Annotated in this window: 15 protein-coding genes; 12 read left to right on the forward strand and 3 right to left on the reverse strand. The window is 59.9% G+C overall.

Annotated features, from left to right (window positions below; all coding sequences use genetic code 11):
• Window positions 1-124: 124 nt before the first annotated feature.
• The 10 genes from RGAI101_RS18585 to RGAI101_RS18630 all read left to right on the forward strand — a co-directional run bounded on the left by RGAI101_RS18585 (window position 125) and on the right by RGAI101_RS18630 (window position 10,454).
• Window positions 125-652 (forward strand): universal stress protein, encoded by a 528-nt coding sequence (locus tag RGAI101_RS18585; protein WP_008229724.1) that lies wholly within the window; start codon window positions 125-127, stop codon window positions 650-652.
• Between the two features lie 143 nt (window positions 653-795).
• Window positions 796-3,453 (forward strand): alpha/beta fold hydrolase, encoded by a 2,658-nt coding sequence (locus RGAI101_RS18590; RefSeq protein WP_008229763.1) that lies wholly within the window; start codon window positions 796-798, stop codon window positions 3,451-3,453.
• A 50-nt stretch (window positions 3,454-3,503) separates the two neighbouring features.
• On the forward strand, window positions 3,504-3,947 hold the full coding sequence (locus RGAI101_RS18595) for an Hsp20/alpha crystallin family protein (protein WP_008229605.1): 444 nt from the start codon (window positions 3,504-3,506) through the stop codon (window positions 3,945-3,947).
• A gap of 24 nt (window positions 3,948-3,971) precedes the next feature.
• On the forward strand, window positions 3,972-4,373 hold the full coding sequence (locus RGAI101_RS18600; protein ID WP_008229849.1) for an Hsp20/alpha crystallin family protein: 402 nt from the start codon (window positions 3,972-3,974) through the stop codon (window positions 4,371-4,373).
• Window positions 4,374-4,416: 43 nt separating this feature from the next.
• Entirely contained in the window at window positions 4,417-4,926 is a 510-nt protein-coding gene (locus RGAI101_RS18605) for an Hsp20/alpha crystallin family protein (protein WP_008229583.1), read from the forward strand.
• Window positions 4,927-4,981: 55 nt separating this feature from the next.
• Window positions 4,982-6,430, forward strand: a complete 1,449-nt coding sequence (locus RGAI101_RS18610) for a DegQ family serine endoprotease (RefSeq protein WP_008229628.1) — start codon at window positions 4,982-4,984, stop codon at window positions 6,428-6,430.
• A 28-nt stretch (window positions 6,431-6,458) separates the two neighbouring features.
• On the forward strand, window positions 6,459-7,007 hold the full coding sequence (locus RGAI101_RS18615) for a nucleotide exchange factor GrpE (protein ID WP_050763263.1): 549 nt from the start codon (window positions 6,459-6,461) through the stop codon (window positions 7,005-7,007).
• Between the two features lie 94 nt (window positions 7,008-7,101).
• The gene (locus RGAI101_RS18620; protein WP_008229644.1) at window positions 7,102-8,730 is read left to right on the forward strand and encodes a bifunctional aminoglycoside phosphotransferase/ATP-binding protein; all 1,629 of its coding nucleotides are present in this window, start codon (window positions 7,102-7,104) and stop codon (window positions 8,728-8,730) included.
• A 107-nt stretch (window positions 8,731-8,837) separates the two neighbouring features.
• Window positions 8,838-9,731, forward strand: coding sequence for a helix-hairpin-helix domain-containing protein (locus tag RGAI101_RS18625; RefSeq protein ID WP_008229816.1), 894 nt, complete (start codon window positions 8,838-8,840; stop codon window positions 9,729-9,731).
• A 39-nt stretch (window positions 9,732-9,770) separates the two neighbouring features.
• Window positions 9,771-10,454: a L,D-transpeptidase family protein gene (locus RGAI101_RS18630; protein WP_198133740.1), complete on the forward strand. Its 684-nt coding sequence runs from the start codon at window positions 9,771-9,773 to the stop codon at window positions 10,452-10,454.
• A 34-nt stretch (window positions 10,455-10,488) separates the two neighbouring features.
• On the opposite strand, the gene RGAI101_RS18635 is transcribed toward RGAI101_RS18630, so the two are convergent.
• Window positions 10,489-11,031: a hydrolase gene (locus RGAI101_RS18635; RefSeq protein ID WP_050763264.1), complete on the reverse strand. Its 543-nt coding sequence runs from the start codon at window positions 11,029-11,031 to the stop codon at window positions 10,489-10,491.
• A gap of 115 nt (window positions 11,032-11,146) precedes the next feature.
• A complete protein-coding gene (locus tag RGAI101_RS18640) occupies window positions 11,147-13,849 on the reverse strand; it encodes a cation-translocating P-type ATPase (protein WP_083792092.1) in 2,703 nt (900 codons plus the stop codon).
• A 148-nt stretch (window positions 13,850-13,997) separates the two neighbouring features.
• Between RGAI101_RS18640 and RGAI101_RS18645 the strand changes: the two genes are divergently transcribed.
• Window positions 13,998-14,471 (forward strand): RT0821/Lpp0805 family surface protein, encoded by a 474-nt coding sequence (locus RGAI101_RS18645; RefSeq protein WP_008229744.1) that lies wholly within the window; start codon window positions 13,998-14,000, stop codon window positions 14,469-14,471.
• A gap of 241 nt (window positions 14,472-14,712) precedes the next feature.
• Window positions 14,713-15,363: a BON domain-containing protein gene (locus RGAI101_RS18650; protein ID WP_008229693.1), complete on the forward strand. Its 651-nt coding sequence runs from the start codon at window positions 14,713-14,715 to the stop codon at window positions 15,361-15,363.
• A gap of 133 nt (window positions 15,364-15,496) precedes the next feature.
• Here the strand turns inward: RGAI101_RS18650 and RGAI101_RS18655 are convergent, their stop codons facing one another.
• Window positions 15,497-17,494 carry a bifunctional DedA family/phosphatase PAP2 family protein gene (locus RGAI101_RS18655; RefSeq protein ID WP_037230076.1) on the reverse strand — a complete coding sequence of 666 codons (1,998 nt, stop codon included), beginning with the start codon at window positions 17,492-17,494 and terminating at the stop codon, window positions 15,497-15,499.
• Window positions 17,495-17,647 lie beyond the last annotated feature (153 nt).

Genomic DNA, 17,647 nt, shown 5'->3' on the forward strand with positions numbered 1-17,647 from the left:
AGTCTATTATTCTTGGGACGGACAATCAGACGCCGCACCGCACGATTTTACGCGTTCCGTTAAAAGGCCGTCATCAACACGGGCACCAGCAACTGACATTTCACCCCTCGTAAGGAGCAAGGCAATGATCGACAAAATCCTCCTGGCCGTTGACGGATCTTTAAATGCGGTGCGCGCCACCGACCTCGCGGCCGAACTGGCAGCCAAACTGAACGCCGATCTGTCCATCGTGCATGTCCTGATGCACGGTCGGCCATCGGCGGAGCTTGTGCACATGGCTGAGGTCGAACACCTGGTCGAGGAAGCCCATGCCGTCGTATCGCCGGGCATCGCCTATGTGACAGGAAGCCATCCCGAAGTGTTGGGGGCCAGCGCCACAGACCCGAGATACGCAAGGGTCATCGCGGCTCTCGGAGATCAGCTTGTCACCAGAGCGAAGGCGCGCTGCGCGGATCAAGGTGTCAAAAAGATCGAAACGGACGTGCGGGCGGGGGACTACGCCGAAGAGATTCTGGATGCCGCCAAGGACTTCAAAGCCGACATGGTCGTGATCGGGTCGCGCGGGCTTGGACTTCTCAAAAGCACCGTCTTGGGAAGCGTGTCGCAAAAGGTGCTGCATCACGCGGAATGCAGCGTCGTCACCGTCAGGTAAATGCCGCCTTTTTCACGATCCGGAGCGCCGCTGAAGGGTCCCGCAGACCCTGTTCCAGAAAGCCGGTTTGACCTGCGTGAATTTCGCACCGCGATTGACAAAACTCAATCTTCGGTGGCCGCAGACGGCATAGATTTGACCCCATGGAACAACTTGATCTCACATTCACTGATCGCGCTGACGCAGGTCGGCAATTGGCAGAAATCCTTGATGCGATGGACCTGGATCACCCGCTGATTTACGCCCTGCCCCGCGGCGGCGTGCCTGTCGGCGTCGAGATCGCGAAATGGCTTCATGCGCCGCTTGATCTGATACTGGTACGCAAGATCGGCGCACCGCGAAACCCCGAGGTCGCCCTTGGCGCAATCGTCGAAGGTGCAAGCCAGGAAATCGTCATCAATGAAAGCGTAAAACGCCTGTCCGGTGCCAGCGAAGCCTATCTTACGGAGTCCGTCGCCCAGCAGAGGGCCGAGCTGGACCGGCGCAAGAAAAGGTATCTGGGAGACCGGCCACGACTGGACCCGAAGGGGCGCACCATCGTTGTCGTCGATGACGGTCTGGCCACAGGGGCGACAATGAAAGCTGCTTTGATCGGGCTGAAGCGCAGCAAACCGTCGCGGATCGTCGTGGCACTTCCGGTCGCCCCAAGAGAGGCATTGGATGAGATTTCAGCGCAGGCAGATGACATCATCTGCTTGCATCCCGCCACGGTGTTTCAGGGCGTGGGCGGCTTTTACCGCGATTTCCACCAACTCACCGACGAAGAAACCGTGGCCCTGCTGGCGCAGGTTTCGAATAACCCGCATAACCCCGCGCAGACTGAAAAGACGCAGACGCACAAGCGGCAGGTGTCCATTCCGCCCCTCGGGCTGCCCGGCGATCTGACCGTGCCGTCCAACCCGCGCGGCATCGTCCTGTTTGCCCATGGCAGCGGGTCCAGCCGGCTAAGCCCGCGCAACAGATACGTGGCCGAAAAGTTGAATGAAAAAGGGTTCGCCACCATCCTGTTCGATTTGCTGACACCGCAAGAAGAACAGGACCGGCGCAACGTTTTCGATATTCCCCTGCTGGCGGATCGGGTCGTCGAAGCGTCAATCTGGATCACCTCCGAACCCGACCTCGAGGATTTGCCGCTTGGCCTTTTCGGGGCAAGTACGGGCGGTGGTGCGGCCCTTGTCGCAGCGGCCGAGCTAAAGGATCGTGTGGGTGCGGTGGTGTCGCGCGGCGGTCGGCCGGACCTGGCCATGGACTTCCTGGCGCAGGTCATCAGCCCGACACTGCTGATTGTCGGCAGTCTGGACCGTGACGTCATAAAGCTGAACCAACAGGCCCTGGCGGCATTGACCTGCACGAAAAGGCTCGAGATCGTGCCGGGGGCGGGTCATTTGTTCGAAGAGGCCGGCACATTGGACCTTGCCGTCGGTCATGCCGCTGAATGGTTCAAGACCCATCTGGCGACAAATCCCGCGAAACGACCGATGCCGCCCCCGCCGCCAAAACCCGACGCTGCGCCTGCCATCCTTTCGTCCGCCGCCGAAGCCCTGCCGCCGATCAACGACCCTGAATTTGCCAAGGCATTTGACCGTTTCGGATCCAAGCGCGTTGTGCTTCTGGGCGAAGCATCGCATGGCACATCGGAATTTTACCGCGCGCGCGCCGCCATTACACGGCGGCTGATCGAAGAGCACGGATTTTCAATCGTCGCCGTAGAAGCCGACTGGCCTGACGCTGCGGTGGTGAACCGCTACATCCGCCACAAAAGCGCCGAGTCCATGAAAAACGGCGCATTCGCACGCTTTCCCACGTGGATGTGGCGCAACATCGAATTCGACGCCTTCACACGCTATCTGCATCAGCATAACGGCACCAAGGACGCCAAGGACCAGGTCGCGTTCTACGGGCTGGACCTTTACAATATGAACGCATCGATGGCGCAGGTCCTCGCCTACCTTGACCGCGTCGACGAAGGGGCTGCCGAAATTGCCCGTTCACGCTATTCGTGTCTGTCGGCCTGGTCGCATAACCCAGCGGCATATGGCCGGGCGGCGCTGACCCCTGGGTTTTCCATGTGCGAAAAACCCGTCACGCAAATTCTGGTCGATCTGTTCAAGAAGCAACTGGATTACAGCGCAAAAGACGGTGACCAGTTCTTTGACGCGACGCAGAACGCACGGCTGGTTGCCAATGCCGAACGGTATTACCGCGCGATGTATTACGGATCGCAAGTATCATGGAACCTGCGCGACCAGCATATGTTCCAAACGCTGCGCCATATTCTGAGCCATTCCGGAGCGGATAAAAAAGTCGTGGTCTGGGCGCATAATTCCCACATCGGCGATGCACGTCACACGGATATGGGCCGCAGCCGTGGCGAGTTGAACATCGGTCAGCTGTGCCGTCAGGAATACGGCGACTCTGCCGCCCTGATCGGTTTCGGGACGGCCTCAGGCACGGTTGCCGCAGCGTCCGAATGGGACGCCCCGATGGAGATCAAGACCATACGCCCGCCGCGCGCCGACAGCTACGAGGCACTGTGCCATGACGTCGATCTTGAGCGCTTCTTGTGGGATTTCAAAAAAGACCGGTCCGGCGCGTTTTACCGGCTTCTCAGTACCCCGAGACTGGAACGCTACATCGGCGTGATCTACCGCCCCGATACCGAACGGGCGAGCCACTACAGCCCCGCGACACTGCCCGATCAATATGACGCCTTCGTCTGGTTTGACAAAACGCAGGCCATCAGTCCGCTGCCCACCCTGACGAATGCGACAGAAGACGAGACATATCCCTTTGGCCTGTGACACAGCCCTGTTCCCGCGCCGCAACACACTGAAAATAAAGGAGTACCGACATGCTACAGACCCGTTTCGCCCCGATGACCATCATCGACCCCTTCTTGGACATGCGCCGGATGCCAAGCATCATGAGCCGGTTTTTCGACGATGTCCGCGCCCCCGGTCAATCCGCGATCTACCCGCCCGTAAACTTCTGGGCCAGTCAGGACAGCATCGTGATGACCACAGAACTGCCGGGCCTGACCGAGCAGGACATCGAACTGACGGTCAAGGACGCAATGCTGTCCATCCGCGGCACCTATCCCGAAGCCGAAAGCGGCGACGACATCGTCTGGCACCGTAACGAACGTCTGGAAGGATCGTTCATGCGGTCGGTCAAGCTCCCGTTCCGTGTCAATCCCGACAAGGTCGATGCGCGGTTTGAAAACGGTGTTCTGACAGTCGAAATGCAGCGCCCCGAAGATGACAAACCCAAACGCATCGCCATCAAGGCCAGCTGAACCCCGAAAGCAAAGGAAACCACCATGGCACAGGAAATTACCACCCAGGACACGCAGGATCTGGCCGCGCCGAACGGCGAGACAAAGCGCCGGGCTGTCACCTTCATGCCAGCGGTCGATATCTTCGAGCGCGGCGAAACCACGGTAATTGTGGCGGATATGCCCGGTGTGGCACCGGATGATGTCGACGTGACGCTGGACCGTCAGATTCTGACATTGCGCGGCAAGGTCAAACCCCATGCGCCGGAAGGATATAGCCGCCTGGCATCAGAATACCGCGTTGGCGATTACGTCCGCGTCTTCACGCTTTCGGATGAAATCGACCAGAACAAGATCAACGCCGAACTCAAGAACGGGGTGTTGCGGCTTGAATTGCCGCGCTCGGCAGAAACCCAGCCCAAGAAGATTTCAGTAAAGGCGGCGTGACCCGCCCTTGCAAATTTTCAACCAGATGACGGAGGACCAAGACATGCATATCAGCGATCTAATCCCATGGGGTCGGGACAAGCAAAAGACCCCCTCAGCGGAAACCGGCACCGCGTCAAACCCGCTTGTGGCGCTGCAACGCGACATCAACCATGTGTTCGAGGACTTCTGGCACAAGATGGAAAGTGGCTGGACCGGCGACGGCGAAGGGGAGGGCATGTTCGGCCCCCGCACGGATGTCACCGAAACAGACGAAAGCGTAGACGTCTCCATGGAACTGCCCGGTATGACGGAACAGGATATCGATATTTCCCTGTCCAACGATACGATGACCATCCGTGGCGAAAAGAACATCGAACACGAAGAGGACCGCAAAGGCGTTTACATGTGCGAACGGTCCTATGGATCATTCTACCGCATGATCCCGCTGCCTGCGGGGATCGACGCGGACAAGGCCGACGCGACGTTCAAGAACGGTGTGCTGACCGTGAGCCTGCCCAAGACGCCGCAGGCGCAGGCCAAGGTCAAACGCGTTCCCGTCAAGGCCGCATGACCCATCCGGGGCTGGCACTGCCGGCCCCTTTCCCCTGATCTCAAGGAGAAATGCAATGCCTGTTCTGGTTTCCCGGCTGACCCCCATCATGCTGGCACCTATCATGCTGGCCCCGGTCGCGCTGGCCCCCCTCGCGCTGGCATTGTGCATTTTCACCTTCGGTAGTGCCGCGCCAGCGGTATCGCAAACGGCGGATCGCCCGCTTTATCTGAACGAACAAGGGCTGCCGACGCTGGCCCCTTTGCTGGCCGAAGTGACACCGGCGGTCGTCAACATTTCCGTTGAAAGCCACCAGATGGCAGACTTGAACCCCCTCTTCAACGATCCCTTCTTCAGACGTTTCTTCGACTTGCAGCCGATGCCGCAGCAGCCGCAGATGCGCCGGCAAATGAGCGCGGGCTCCGGCGTGATCTTTGATGCCGACGAAGGCTATGTGCTGACCAACCACCATGTCGTGGAAAACGGTGACCGCATCATCGTGACCCTTAAGGACAGGCGGCAGGTCGATGCAGAGCTGATCGGCAGTGATCCCGGCACTGATATCGCCTTGCTCAAGATCGAGGCGGAAGGGTTGACGGCACTTGATCTGGGCGACAGCGACCAGCTGCAAGTGGGCGATTATGTGCTGGCCATCGGAAACCCGTTTGGCCTTGGGCAGACTGTGACATCCGGCATTGTCAGCGCCTTGGGGCGCAGCGGGCTTAACATCGAAGGCTACGAAGACTTCATCCAGACCGACGCTTCGATCAATCCGGGCAATTCGGGCGGGGCGCTGGTGACCCTCGACGGGCGGCTGGTCGGCCTCAACACCGCAATCATCGCACCATCGGGCGGCAATGTCGGGATCGGCTTCGCGGTGCCTGCCAACATGGTCGACGCGGTCGTCAGCCAGTTGATCGAATTCGGCGAGGTCCAGCGTGGACAGCTTGGGGTGACGATCCAGGATTTCACACCCGATCTGGCCGAAGCCTTGGGCGTCGACTCCGGAGTCGGTGCCGTGATCACCCAGGTCGAACCGGACAGCCCGGCAGAAGCCGCAGGATTGCTGCCGGGTGATCTGATCGTTTCTGTCGACAGCCGTCCCGTTGCCGGGTCGGCGGACCTGCGCAGCCAGATCGGATTGAAACGTCTTGGCCGGAAGATCAAGCTTGGCATCATCCGCGACGGCGAGGCGCTGACCGTGGAGGCAACCCTGCGCAAGGGGCCCCAGCTTGAGACGTCCGGCAGCGATCAGGGGCTTGGCTGGCTGTCAGGCGCAGAACTGCGCGATCTGCAAGAAGGTGACCCGCTTTACGGCGATGTTTCAGGGGTCGTTGTGGCGCAGGTCGATATTGATAGCCGCGCCGCGCGCTCTGGGTTGGAAGCGGGCGATGTCATTCTGGCCGTCAACCGTGTCCCGGTCGCCTCCGTTGAGGACGTGCGCGAGCAACTTGCGTCTGTCGACCAAGCGCTTGCATTGACCATCCAACGCGGCTCCAGCCGCATGTTTCTCCTGATCCGCTGATCGTCCAAACCCACGAAAGGAAATGACCATGGAAAAGAACAAAGACAAAACCGACCCAACCACAGATGCCCCGGCATCGGACAACGCCAACGAAGCCGCGCCGAACCTGGATGCCGAACTCGAAGTGCTGACCGACAAGTTCAAGCGTGCGCTTGCCGAAGCCGAAAACGCCCGCAAGCGCGCAGACGCGGCCCGTCTGGACGGACGCGAGCATGGCGTGGCGCTCGCCGTCGAAGCCCTTGCGCCCGCGTTTGACGATGCGTGTCTGGCGATCAAGGCGGCACAGGCCAGCCCCGATGCAGGCAACCCGCAGATGAAAGCATATCTGGAAGGTCTGAACACCATCAAATCCGCCTTCGAAACGGGACTGAAAGCGCTTGGTGTGACCGAGATTGCGCCCAACAAGACGCCATTTGACCCGGCATTGCATGAGGCCGTGCAAATAGAGGAATCCGATAAAGCCAAGGCCGGAGAGGTTCTCTTGTTGCATCGCCCCGGATTTGCCTTGGGCAAGCGGTTGATCCGACCGGCCCATGTGACCGTCAGCGCCAGTCCGGGACAGCCGGCGAAGGACTGAGCGGCGGATGTCTGACAGCTATGGCCGTGCCCTGATGCGACACGGCCGCCAGACCATTCACCCTAATCATGGCCCAAGATCTTAGGAGTGACCGATGCAGGATGTCAAAAACCCGTTGCCAGATATCCCGAAGGGGCCTGACCCGGTCAAACCAGAAGCGCGTGTCGTGATGACACAAGGAGATGGACGCGCAGAAACGCAAAAAGAAGTCATCGATTTCCTGTCTTCTGCCGAGGGGCATCCCGGTGGCGGCCCTGTCGACGTGGTGCAGACCCATGGTGCGCTGGTTTTCCTGTCAGGGGAGATCGCTCTCAAGATCAAGCGCGCCGTGCGCTATGACTACATGGACCTGTCCACGCTTGAGCGGCGCGAAAAGATGATCCGGCGGGAACTGGCCTTGAACCAACCTGTCGCCCCCGAGATTTACGAAACCGTGATACCGGTCACGCGCGAGGCCAACGGAGGTCTTGCGCTGGATGGCAGCGGCACGCCCGTCGAATGGGTCCTGCGCATGTGGCGGTTTCCGGCGGCCGATGAACTGTCGGTGATTGCGCAGGAAGGGCGGCTGGATGACGCGCTTGCCCGCGACCTTGGCCAAGCCGTCTTTGACTATCACGAAAGGACGCCGACCCGCTCCGCCGATGGCGCGACGCTGATGACCGATATCCTGAACGAACTGGACCGCGAGTTTTCCCAACTGCACGATCAGCTGGACGCAGCGCAGATCGCCCGGTTTCAGGCAAAAAGCCGCGCCGCCTTGAATGGCCTTGCCCCGCAGCTTAGCGAACGCGGTGCGGCAGGTCATATCCGCCGATGCCATGGCGATCTGCATCTGCACAACCTTGTGATGCTGAACGGCAGGCCGGTCCCCTTCGACGCGCTGGAATTCGATGAGGTGTTGGGAACCTGCGATGTCCTCTACGATCTGGCGTTTCTGATCATGGACTTGCACCATCGCGGCCTAGGTCGTGCTGCAAATATCGTACTGGGGTCTTATCTGCTGGCCGCCTTGGGGGGCGAGGATGACGGGTTGGCAGCAATGCCTCTGTTCTTCGGGGTCCGCGCCGCGATCCGCGCAATGGTACTGGCCCAGACCGCCCACGCAACAGGCACCCCGATGGATGACGGCGCATCACTGTATCTGAACGAGGCGCTCATGGCATTGTCTTCGCCTGACCCTGCGCTTGTTCTGATCGGTGGCCTTTCGGGAACCGGCAAGACAACCGTGGCGCAAGACTTGGCCCCCCACATCGGGGCGGTCCCCGGTTCCATTCATTTGCGCAGCGATACCGAACGCAAGGCCCTGCGCGGGATTGACCCCGCGACCCATCTTGCGGCGTCGGCCTATACGCCCGAAGCGCGCACCGCCATCTATGACAGGATCTTCAAGCGCGCGGGTGACATCCTGAAAACCGGCCACTCAGTGCTGATCGACGCCACGTTTCTGAACCCCGCCGACAGGCAAAGCGCATCAGCAGTGGCGCTGGACGCGGGCGTTCCCCTGCATCGGTTTTGGCTGGATGCGCCTTTGGACATTCTGGTCAACCGCGTCACAGCCCGGCACGGCGATGCGTCCGACGCGGATGCGAAGGTGGTGCGGATACAACATGCCAACGCCGTGCTGCCCAGTGACTGGCAGAGGGTTTCCGCAGCTGGATCAGTTGCAGATACGGTAGCCCAGATCAAAGACGTGCTGAAAACGGTCAACACATATCAGCCCTGATGTTTCTTATGACCGCCAACCGGGACGTCCGCCCGACATTGATCACGATCAATGATCCTCATCAGCGCATGCGTTAAGCTGACGCGACAGTTCGAAGGGAGGAGTCCATGGCCGTCCAGAAAGCACCGGAGGATATTTTGTCCGAAAACCGCTTTGTCGCCGACAAGCTGGATGATGTGGCACGCCTTCTGGAACAGCAGGATGCGTCGCCTTTCCGCGTACGGGCCTACCGCAATGCAGCAAGTTACCTGCGCGGCTTGGCGCATCCTGTCAGGCTGGATTATCAGCGTGCGGGCAGACGCGGGCTGGATGATCTGCCGACAATCGGACAGTCCATAGCGGCCACGATCGCCGAAATTCTTGATACGGGTGCCTCAAGCCTTCTGGACAGACTGCGGGGGACAACGGACCCTGAACAGGTGCTTCAGACCGTGCCGATGATCGGCCCGGAACTGGCCCGCCGGATCCATGACGATCTGGATATCGACACATTGGAGGCGCTTGAAACCGCAGTCTATGACGGGCGATTGGCCAGCATCAAGGGGATCGGACCACGCCGTGTCGAAAGCCTGCGCCATTCGCTGAGCGACATGCTGGCCCGCAGACGTCCCCGACGGGTGCCCCGGAACCGACAGCAACCGTCGATCGCAGACATTCTTGCAGTTGACCAAAGCTACCGTGAAAATGTCGACACCCTGCCGCAGATCAGGCCGCGCAGGTTCAATCTGTCCGGTGAAGCCCGTCTGCCGATCCTGCATGCCGAACGGGACGGATGGCAATTTACCGCGCTCTATTCCAACAGCCCGGCAGCGCATCGTTTCGGCCGCAACCGCGACTGGGTGGTGATCTATTTCGAACGCGCGGACCAGCCCGAGGGACAAGTAACGGTCGTGACCGAACACGGCGGCCCCCAGGACGGTCAACGTGTCATCCGCGGGCAGGAAAAGGCGTGCGCGGCCTATTACCAGACGCTGGAGGCGAAGCAGCTGCAACCCCATTGACCCACGGCATGGGTGCCCCAAAACACGGAGGACGGGGATTTGACCAAACAAAGAAGGTGGATCATCGTGGCCTTGGCGCTTGCAGCTTTGCTGGCCTTTTGCGCCTTTCCGGCAACGACATCGACTGATGTTTTCAAAACGCAACTGGACAGAATAGGTGTCTCGTATCAGGTACCACGCGAAGGCAAGGCGATCCTGGTGAATATCCCGGCCTTCGAACTTATCGCCTTTGATCGGGGCGTTCCCGTTTTGCGCAGCCGTATCATCGTGGGCACCCCGTGGCACCGAACGCCGCGCCTGACGACCTATGTTTCAGCTGTGCGGTTCCGCCCGACGTGGCGGCCGACGCCGTCCATGATTGCCAGCGGCGAATACGCAGATCGGGTCTGGCCGCCGGGTCGAAACAACCCACTTGGTCTTGTTGCCATCCGGCTGCAGCCGGGGCTACTGGTCTACTTGCACGACACCAATCATAGGGAAAAGTTCGATCAGGAATATCGCGCGCTATCGCATGGGTGCGTGCGCGTGCAGCAGTGGGACCGGCTGGTCGCATTCGTCCTCGGGATTGATCTGGCCGAGGTGCACCGTCTGGCCAATGGCCGCGAGACATTTGACGTCCCTGCCCCGCCGATACCCGTCACGCTGGGCTACTTCACACGGTTTCCGAATGCCGCAGGGCAGATCGTCGACCACCCCGACATCTACCGTCTGGGGCAGGCATGAAACATCGTTATACCCGATACAGCAACACTGAACGTCAACGGGGTGGTGGATTGACACGCCGCCCTGCGTCTTGCAGGTGCGCGACCCCGACCATGTAGTTCTCGTTATAGACTTTGGCGCATTTCGGGCAGGTCGTGTAGAAAAAGAAGACGTCCCTCGCGGTCTTTCCCATCGCCTTTGCGGCAATGCGCATATCGTGGTCAAAATATCTGGCATGGCGGTACGGGCCTTCGAACACGCGGGTATAGAAATCACCCGAGAGCGTTGTCATTTCTTCGCCCGGAACATCCTTTTGCACGGCAAAGAAATGTTCCCCTTCCCAGGCCGAGATGTCGTGGCTCAGCACGATTTCAGCGGCTGGGTCAGCGGCATCGGCGTCTTCGATATGGCCCTGCACGCGGGTGAAAACCACCCCCATGTTCCACGGTATATGCATGGCACTGCGCGTCGTGGCGCGCACGAATTTCTTGTCCACGAAATGCAGGTGCTGGTTGTCCCATCCGACAGGGTTGAAACGCGGGCAACACCCTGTGGGGTTTTCACTGACGTCATATGGCGGAAATGAATTGGTGCGCATTTCAGGCTCCTTCCCGTTCGGATCATCGGTTCGCCTCAGGATATGCCCGGTCAGGCTTGTGGCTTTGACCTCTGTCAATCAAGCGTTGTGGCCTGTGGAGGGATCGACGGGACCGTCATTCGTGGCGTAGACGGGATATCGCCTTGGTGATCTGCCCAAGACACAGCGGCATCAGGCTCATTCCTGCGACCAGTATCCATGCGTCGGGGGACAGTATCTGAAGATCAAGCGGTGCTGCGGCCACGGGCAGGAACACCGCCAGAAACAGCAAGCCGCTGCTGATGGCCAATGCGATCCAGATAAATCTGTTGCGGGTGATTTCGTTGACGATCAGTCCGGACCGCGGATCACGCATATTGAAAACATGCCAAAGCTGGGCGAAGGCCAAGGTAAAAAACGACACGGTCACGGCCTCTTGCGAGGTCAAATCCAGATATTCCTGTGCCAGGCCGAACGCGCCAAGCGTCGCACTGGAGATGATCAAACTGTGCAGCACGATCGCCACCCAAAGGGGCCGGGTCACAATGGGTTTGGCCGGATCGCGCGGCGGGCGGTCCAATATCTCCTCGCTCCCCTCGCCGACACCCAGTGCGAAGGCCGGGAACACATCCGTCACCAGATTGAGAAACAGGATCTGGAGCGGCATGAGCGGCAAGGGCAGACCCACCAGAATTGCCGTCCCGACGACGAGAACCTCGCTGAGGTTGCACGAGAGGAGATAGGTGACGAACTTCTGGATGTTGCGAAAGATCACCCTGCCCTCGCGGATGGCCGCAACAATCGAACTGAACGCATCGTCACGGAGCACCATCGCCGCCGCCTCGCGGGCGACCTGCGTACCGCGCAACCCCATCGCGACGCCGATATCAGCCTGTTTCAACGCGGGGGCGTCATTCACCCCGTCGCCGGTCATGGCAACGATTTCGCCGTTTCTTTGAAAGGCGGCAACCAGCTCAAGCTTTTGTGCGGGACTGACGCGGGCAAAGACATCGGCATGGTACACCTCTTGCAACTCATCGGCGGTCATATCGTCCATCGGCCGCAGGGTGCGGCCTTCCAGTATGATCGGGCCGTTATCCGTCAGGCCCACGGATCTGGCGATGTTCCTGGCCGTCACGGCATGATCCCCGGTCAACATGATGACCCGGATGCCCGCCGACCGGCATTGCGCAATCGCGTGCTGCACATCGTCCCGCGGCGGATCATGAAGGCCAAGAAGGCCCAGAAAGGTCAGACCCGAATATCTGGCATCGTTTGGAGATTTCAGACAGCGCGACGCGACGGCCAGGACGCGCATGCCACGGGCCGCCATCATGTCGGTGCGGGATTTCCAGAAGGCACGTGTTTCGGGTGATAGGCCAGCGTGCGACCCGTCCGGCTGGATGCTTGCACTGCACGCGCCAAGCACCTCTTCAGGCGCGCCCTTCACCCACATGACATAGGCGTCATCGAAAAGGTGAACCGTGCCCATAAGTTTCGCCGTTGAATCAAAGGCAATTTCACGAACGCGCGGAAAGCGTTGCTCCATCGCCTGCTTGTCCATCCCCTCTGCTTTGCCAGCGGCAAGCAAGGCCTGCTCAAGCGGATCGCCAATGTGATTGTCGTCATCGACGCTCAATTCCGCATTGTTGCACAGCAGGCTGGCGGTCAGCACCTTGCCCAGACAGGCCGCGCCGCCGTTCGCTCCGTCGGGTGTCGCTGCATCAAACCGGTGCGTTTCGGGCGACGCTTCAAGGACGACATCGCCACAGTCGATTTCCTGAAGTTGCATGCTGTTTTCAGTCAGCGTTCCGGTTTTGTCGGTAAAGATAACCGTCGTCGCGCCAAGGGTTTCCACTGCCGACAGCCGCTCGACCAGCGCATTATGCCTTGCCATGCGCCACATTCCGCGCGCCAGGGCCATGGTCGCGACAACGGGCAGCCCTTCGGGGATCGCCGCCACGGCAAGCGCGATCGAGGCCTTGATGATAAGCAAGTCGTCTCCACCTTGCAGAACGCCCAGCGTCCCAAGGATCGCGACAATCAAAAGTGTCAGCTTGATCAACTGGCCGCTCAGTTTGTGAAGCTGGCTTTCGAGGGGGGAATGTTCGGGTGCCGCATCTTCGACAAGTTTCGAAATCAGCCCCAGTTCCGTGTCCAAGCCTGTGGCCACCACAACACCCGTCGCGCTGCCGCGTGTGATGGCGGTGCCCTTGAATGCCATGCATGCCCTGTCCCCGATCGCACTGTCCGCGCAGACGGCAGCGGTGACCTTGTCGACTGCCACAGATTCCCCCGTGAGCGTTGATTCATCCGCCGACAGGTTTGAACTGGCTGCCAACCGGACGTCCGCAGTGACGATATCGCCACCTTCCAGAAGGACGATGTCACCGGGCACCAGTTCTTCTGCGGGCACCAAGAGCATCCGGCGGTTCCGGCGCACCCGTGTCGTCAGGTTGCCAAGTTGCCGCAAGGCCTCCATCGACCGGGCCGCACGCAATTCCGTGACAAAGCCGATCGCGCCGTTGATCAGCAGGACCAGCCCGATGGCGATGCCCTCTTTCCATTCCCAAAAGAAAAAAGCGACGGCCGCCGCGGCAATCAACAGCAATACGACAGGGCTTTCAAATTGGTGCCAAAGCAGACGTGCCACGCGGGCCGGTCGACGTCTGGCAAGGCGATTGGGGCCGAACTTGCGCAGTCTTGCCTTGGCCTCCTCCGTCGACAAACCATCCTCAAGGCTCGTATCGAACGCCGCCACAACGTCCTGCGGGCTGGCAGCGTGCGGCACATTTTCAGACGCAGAAAGAGCAGAAGGTGGAGCGGGAGTTAGGTTCATTCGATATCCTTGTCGGGACAAGATCAGCGACCGGCGGCGCGTATCCTTGGATGTCATGATGGCTAAAAACCGGATTGATACGGATCAATGGATAGACACTGATCCTGTGGGATCATGATGCCCAATGTCCTTCAATCGGAGCTTCTCCATGTCCCGCACCCTTCAGTTGGTCACCGCGGCCGCCCTGTGCCTGTCCTCCGCCTGCACGGCAACAGATTACGGCCCGAAAGAAACAACTGGCGGCCTCACCGGCGCTGTTCTTGGCGGGTTGCTGGGCGCGCAATTCGGACGCGGCGACGGCAGACTTGTGACAACCGGGGCCGGTGTCCTGATCGGGGCGCTGATCGGAAGCGAGATCGGGCGGTCGATGGACGATACCGACCGGCTGCGTGCGAATGATGCGATCCGGCAGGCCTATACCGCCCCGGTTGGCGAGACCGTCCGCTGGAACAACACACGGTCGGGAAACTACGGAACGGTCACCGTCTTGCGCGATGGTGTCGCGTCCTCCGGCAGATATTGTCGCGAATACAGACAGACCATCACCATCGACGGGCGGCGTGCCGTGGGAACCGGGGTCGCTTGCCGGAACCGCAATGGCACATGGCAGATCGTCAGCTGATCAGGGCCTTGCGGACTGTCGCCGTTTTCACCGGCGTTAAGTTCTGAACCAACGGGCGATGCACCCTTTATGACCAAGAAACAAGGGCGACGCGGCGTGCTGCCGTACTGTTTCCATGTCCTTTCGCGACCACCAAAAAAACCGGTCCTGACGCGCCCTGAATCCGTTGATGAATGTCAATCGCCGCTCATGATTTCATGCGAATTTAGCGCCATCAACAACCTCAATCAGGAGAATCACAATGCGTACTGATGAACAGATCAGAGACGATATCATGGCAGAAATTGACTTTGATCCCAAGGTCGAGGCCACTGATATCGGAGTGACCGTCAAGGACGGTGCCGTTACCCTTCACGGAACCGTTCACAGCTATTTTGAAGAACTGGCCGTGATCAAGGCCGCAAAACGCGTCAAGGGCGTGCATGCCGTGGTGGAAGAGATCAAGATCAAATACCCCTCGGATACGCAGGTTGATGATCAGGATATCGCCGAACGGATCGCCCATCTTTGCGAGTGGAACACGACATTTCGCAAATATGACATCAAGGCCGAGGTGAAGAATGGCCGCGTGACACTTACGGGTAATGTGGACTGGCAATACCAGCGTGCCGATGTGCGCGACTACGTGGCACGTCTGCGCGGCGTGACCGGCGTGACGAATTCGATCACCATCCGGCCCCATGCCTCGCAACTGGATGTGAAACGCAAGATTTCTGAGGCCCTGCACCGCAGCGCTACTTTGGAATCCTCGAAGATCAACGTTGATGTTGCCGATGGTCAGGTCACCCTGAAAGGCCATGTCAAAGCCTGGTACGAGCGTAAACTGGCCGAAGATGCGGCCTGGTCCGCTCCTGGCGTCACAAGAGTGGTAGATCAGATCCAAATTTCCTGATCGGATCTGTTTGACTATCCTGCAGGGGTCTGACCGTTGTGCGCATGCGGTCCGGCCCCTGTTTCTGTTCGCGCCCCGTGTGCATGTTCAGCACCCGGCGCGTATCCTTGTTTCGGTCTCTACGTCCCTCGGATCAAGGACGGGTGGCGGGCAAGCCTGCGTTGTTCAACGTGTCCGTAAGCTCTTGCAGGCCGGCGCGGGTACGCGGCCCCATATCAACTGGTTCGGTTTCATCCAGCGCCCATGCAAGGGGGTCTTCCTCGGTCATGGTACCGACAAAGACAGTCTGACCGTCCCTGGTGCGAAACAGGCTGTCCCAGATGCGTAGATGCAGGCGCTCGTCCTCTGCAGGGTCAACCGCATGGGCATAGCCAATCGTCATAAGCCGGCTGTCCCAAAAGGTGGGGATCACAAGAGGCTGTGGCAGGGGACGCCCGGTCCAGTCGTCGAAGAAAGCGCGCGCCAGCATGCCCAGCGTCGGATTGGGGGCCGGTTGCCATCCCAGTTTCTGCACCGTGTCGGTCAGGGCGGACGCATCCTGCGCCGTGAGGATCAGATTGACCCGTTGCCGGGGGGCACCTGACAGCACTTCTGTCATCTCGGGCAATCCGGCGCTGTCCAACACCTTCAGCGGTTCGGCCGTGATTTGGGTCATACGCGCTGTCGTTTCGCCCAGCGGGTTCGACGTCGTCGAGGCGAGGTACCCTGAGGTAAATGCACCCACCGAAAAGCAGGCCACTGCCAGGCCGCGGCGCAATGGTGTCGTGTTCCTTTTGGGTGCCGCGCGCCGCCATTCGCAAAGTGCGATCCCAAGTATCAGCCAGATGCCCCCGACAAGATAGCCGTTCAGGACGTCGGACAGGTAATGTTCAACCAGATAGACACGGCTGAACCCGATCAGAAAGGCGACAGCCACCGCAGCGAAAGCGGCAATGTCCGCGCGCAGGACCCTGAGTTGCCAGGCCAAATAGAACAACATGCCCCAGACCGCGACGGATGCGGCGGCATGCCCGCTGGGAAAGCTGCCGGAGGTTTCGACGAAATATCCAAGGGTGGACCGGGGACGGGAGAAAAAGCTTTTGAGCAGCGTCACGGTGATCTGGTTGCCTACCGCAGTAATCCACAAACCGCCCAGCAGGTCGTACCGCCGCAAGATCAGCAGCATCACCGTGGCACCGCCCAGCAACGGCAGAATGCCATGACGACCGCCGATATCGGTGATCCAGGCCAGAACGGCGATCAGACGCTCGTCGCGCATGGCAAAAAGCAGGTTCGCCAGATGGGTATCAGACGCAACATTCCCCTGCGCCCCCATGAAATGGTATACGGACTCTGCATAGGCCACTCCAACGTAGACCAGCAACGCCCCCAGCATAGTCGCTGTCAGTCCCAGAAACTGATCCGTCCCGAACCGCGCGGCGAAGAAGCCTACCAACCGTGGGTGACGGTCGGCTAACCTGCGCACCAAGGGCGTCTGCAAGAACCCTTTACCTACAGATTTGGCAATGTCGAACAGTGTCGGGGCCAGCATGCTGACGCGGTACCAAATCAAAAGCAAAACGCCGAAGGCGACCAGGACGACCAACGCAAAGACGAATAAATGCGGTGCTGCAGCCGCCATCGTTCCCAAAGCGATGCCGCAGACATATCCCAACGCCAGCAAGATCACAGCGTAGACCGCGGCGCTGGCAGCGTTGAGGGCGATGAACTTGCCAAGCCCCATACCGCCCATGGCTGCCGAAAACGGCACGAAGCCGGAAAGCGGGCCAAAGAAACGCCCCAGAAGCACTGCAAAACCGCCGTAGCGCTGTAAAAGGCGGTCAGCGGCCACCGCATGACGCGACCCGCCAAACCGCAGCCCCCCTGTCGCCCCCTGCTGCGACAACCGGCCCAGATAAAAGCTGATGCCGCTGCCGACAAACGTTCCGACAGCCACAAACCAGACCAGATCGGAAAAGTCGGCGACGCCAAGCTGGGCCAATATGCCCGCCGTCAAAACCGCCACCGCACCCGGCACCAGAACGCCGGTCAGCACCACGGCCTCAAGCATCGCGAAAAGCGCAAAGACCCAATACAGACCAGAGCCGAAAGCATCGAGGGACGGTAGTATTTGGTCGAGGGTATCTGGCATGTAGAACCTGTTCTGACGCATTTGACGTGAAGTCACGGTTTGCTGGGGCTAAGCCAACATCATGCAGGCCTGGACCAACAATCACTAGGCTGAAATGTTCCAGTTCCTGCTGCCAAAGGTGGAAATGCGCGCGCCGTTTCAAACGCAACCTTT

Source organism: Roseobacter sp. GAI101, assembly GCF_000156335.1.
GTDB lineage: Bacteria > Pseudomonadota > Alphaproteobacteria > Rhodobacterales > Rhodobacteraceae > Sulfitobacter.

Bases quoted from the DNA above. Each gene is read 5' to 3' on its own strand.
- RGAI101_RS18585 (WP_008229724.1), top strand. From the start codon at position 125: ATGATCGACAAAATCCTCCTGGCCGTTGACGGATCTTTAAATGCGGTG.
- RGAI101_RS18590 (WP_008229763.1), top strand. From the start codon at position 796: ATGGAACAACTTGATCTCACATTCACTGATCGCGCTGACGCAGGTCGG.
- RGAI101_RS18595 (WP_008229605.1), top strand. From the start codon at position 3,504: ATGCTACAGACCCGTTTCGCCCCGATGACCATCATCGACCCCTTCTTG.
- RGAI101_RS18600 (WP_008229849.1), top strand. From the start codon at position 3,972: ATGGCACAGGAAATTACCACCCAGGACACGCAGGATCTGGCCGCGCCG.
- RGAI101_RS18605 (WP_008229583.1), top strand. From the start codon at position 4,417: ATGCATATCAGCGATCTAATCCCATGGGGTCGGGACAAGCAAAAGACC.
- RGAI101_RS18610 (WP_008229628.1), top strand. From the start codon at position 4,982: ATGCCTGTTCTGGTTTCCCGGCTGACCCCCATCATGCTGGCACCTATC.
- RGAI101_RS18615 (WP_050763263.1), top strand. From the start codon at position 6,459: ATGGAAAAGAACAAAGACAAAACCGACCCAACCACAGATGCCCCGGCA.
- RGAI101_RS18620 (WP_008229644.1), top strand. From the start codon at position 7,102: ATGCAGGATGTCAAAAACCCGTTGCCAGATATCCCGAAGGGGCCTGAC.
- RGAI101_RS18625 (WP_008229816.1), top strand. From the start codon at position 8,838: ATGGCCGTCCAGAAAGCACCGGAGGATATTTTGTCCGAAAACCGCTTT.
- RGAI101_RS18635 (WP_050763264.1), bottom strand. From the start codon at position 11,031: ATGCGCACCAATTCATTTCCGCCATATGACGTCAGTGAAAACCCCACA.
- RGAI101_RS18640 (WP_083792092.1), bottom strand. From the start codon at position 13,849: ATGAACCTAACTCCCGCTCCACCTTCTGCTCTTTCTGCGTCTGAAAAT.
- RGAI101_RS18645 (WP_008229744.1), top strand. From the start codon at position 13,998: ATGTCCCGCACCCTTCAGTTGGTCACCGCGGCCGCCCTGTGCCTGTCC.
- RGAI101_RS18650 (WP_008229693.1), top strand. From the start codon at position 14,713: ATGCGTACTGATGAACAGATCAGAGACGATATCATGGCAGAAATTGAC.
- RGAI101_RS18655 (WP_037230076.1), bottom strand. From the start codon at position 17,494: ATGCCAGATACCCTCGACCAAATACTACCGTCCCTCGATGCTTTCGGC.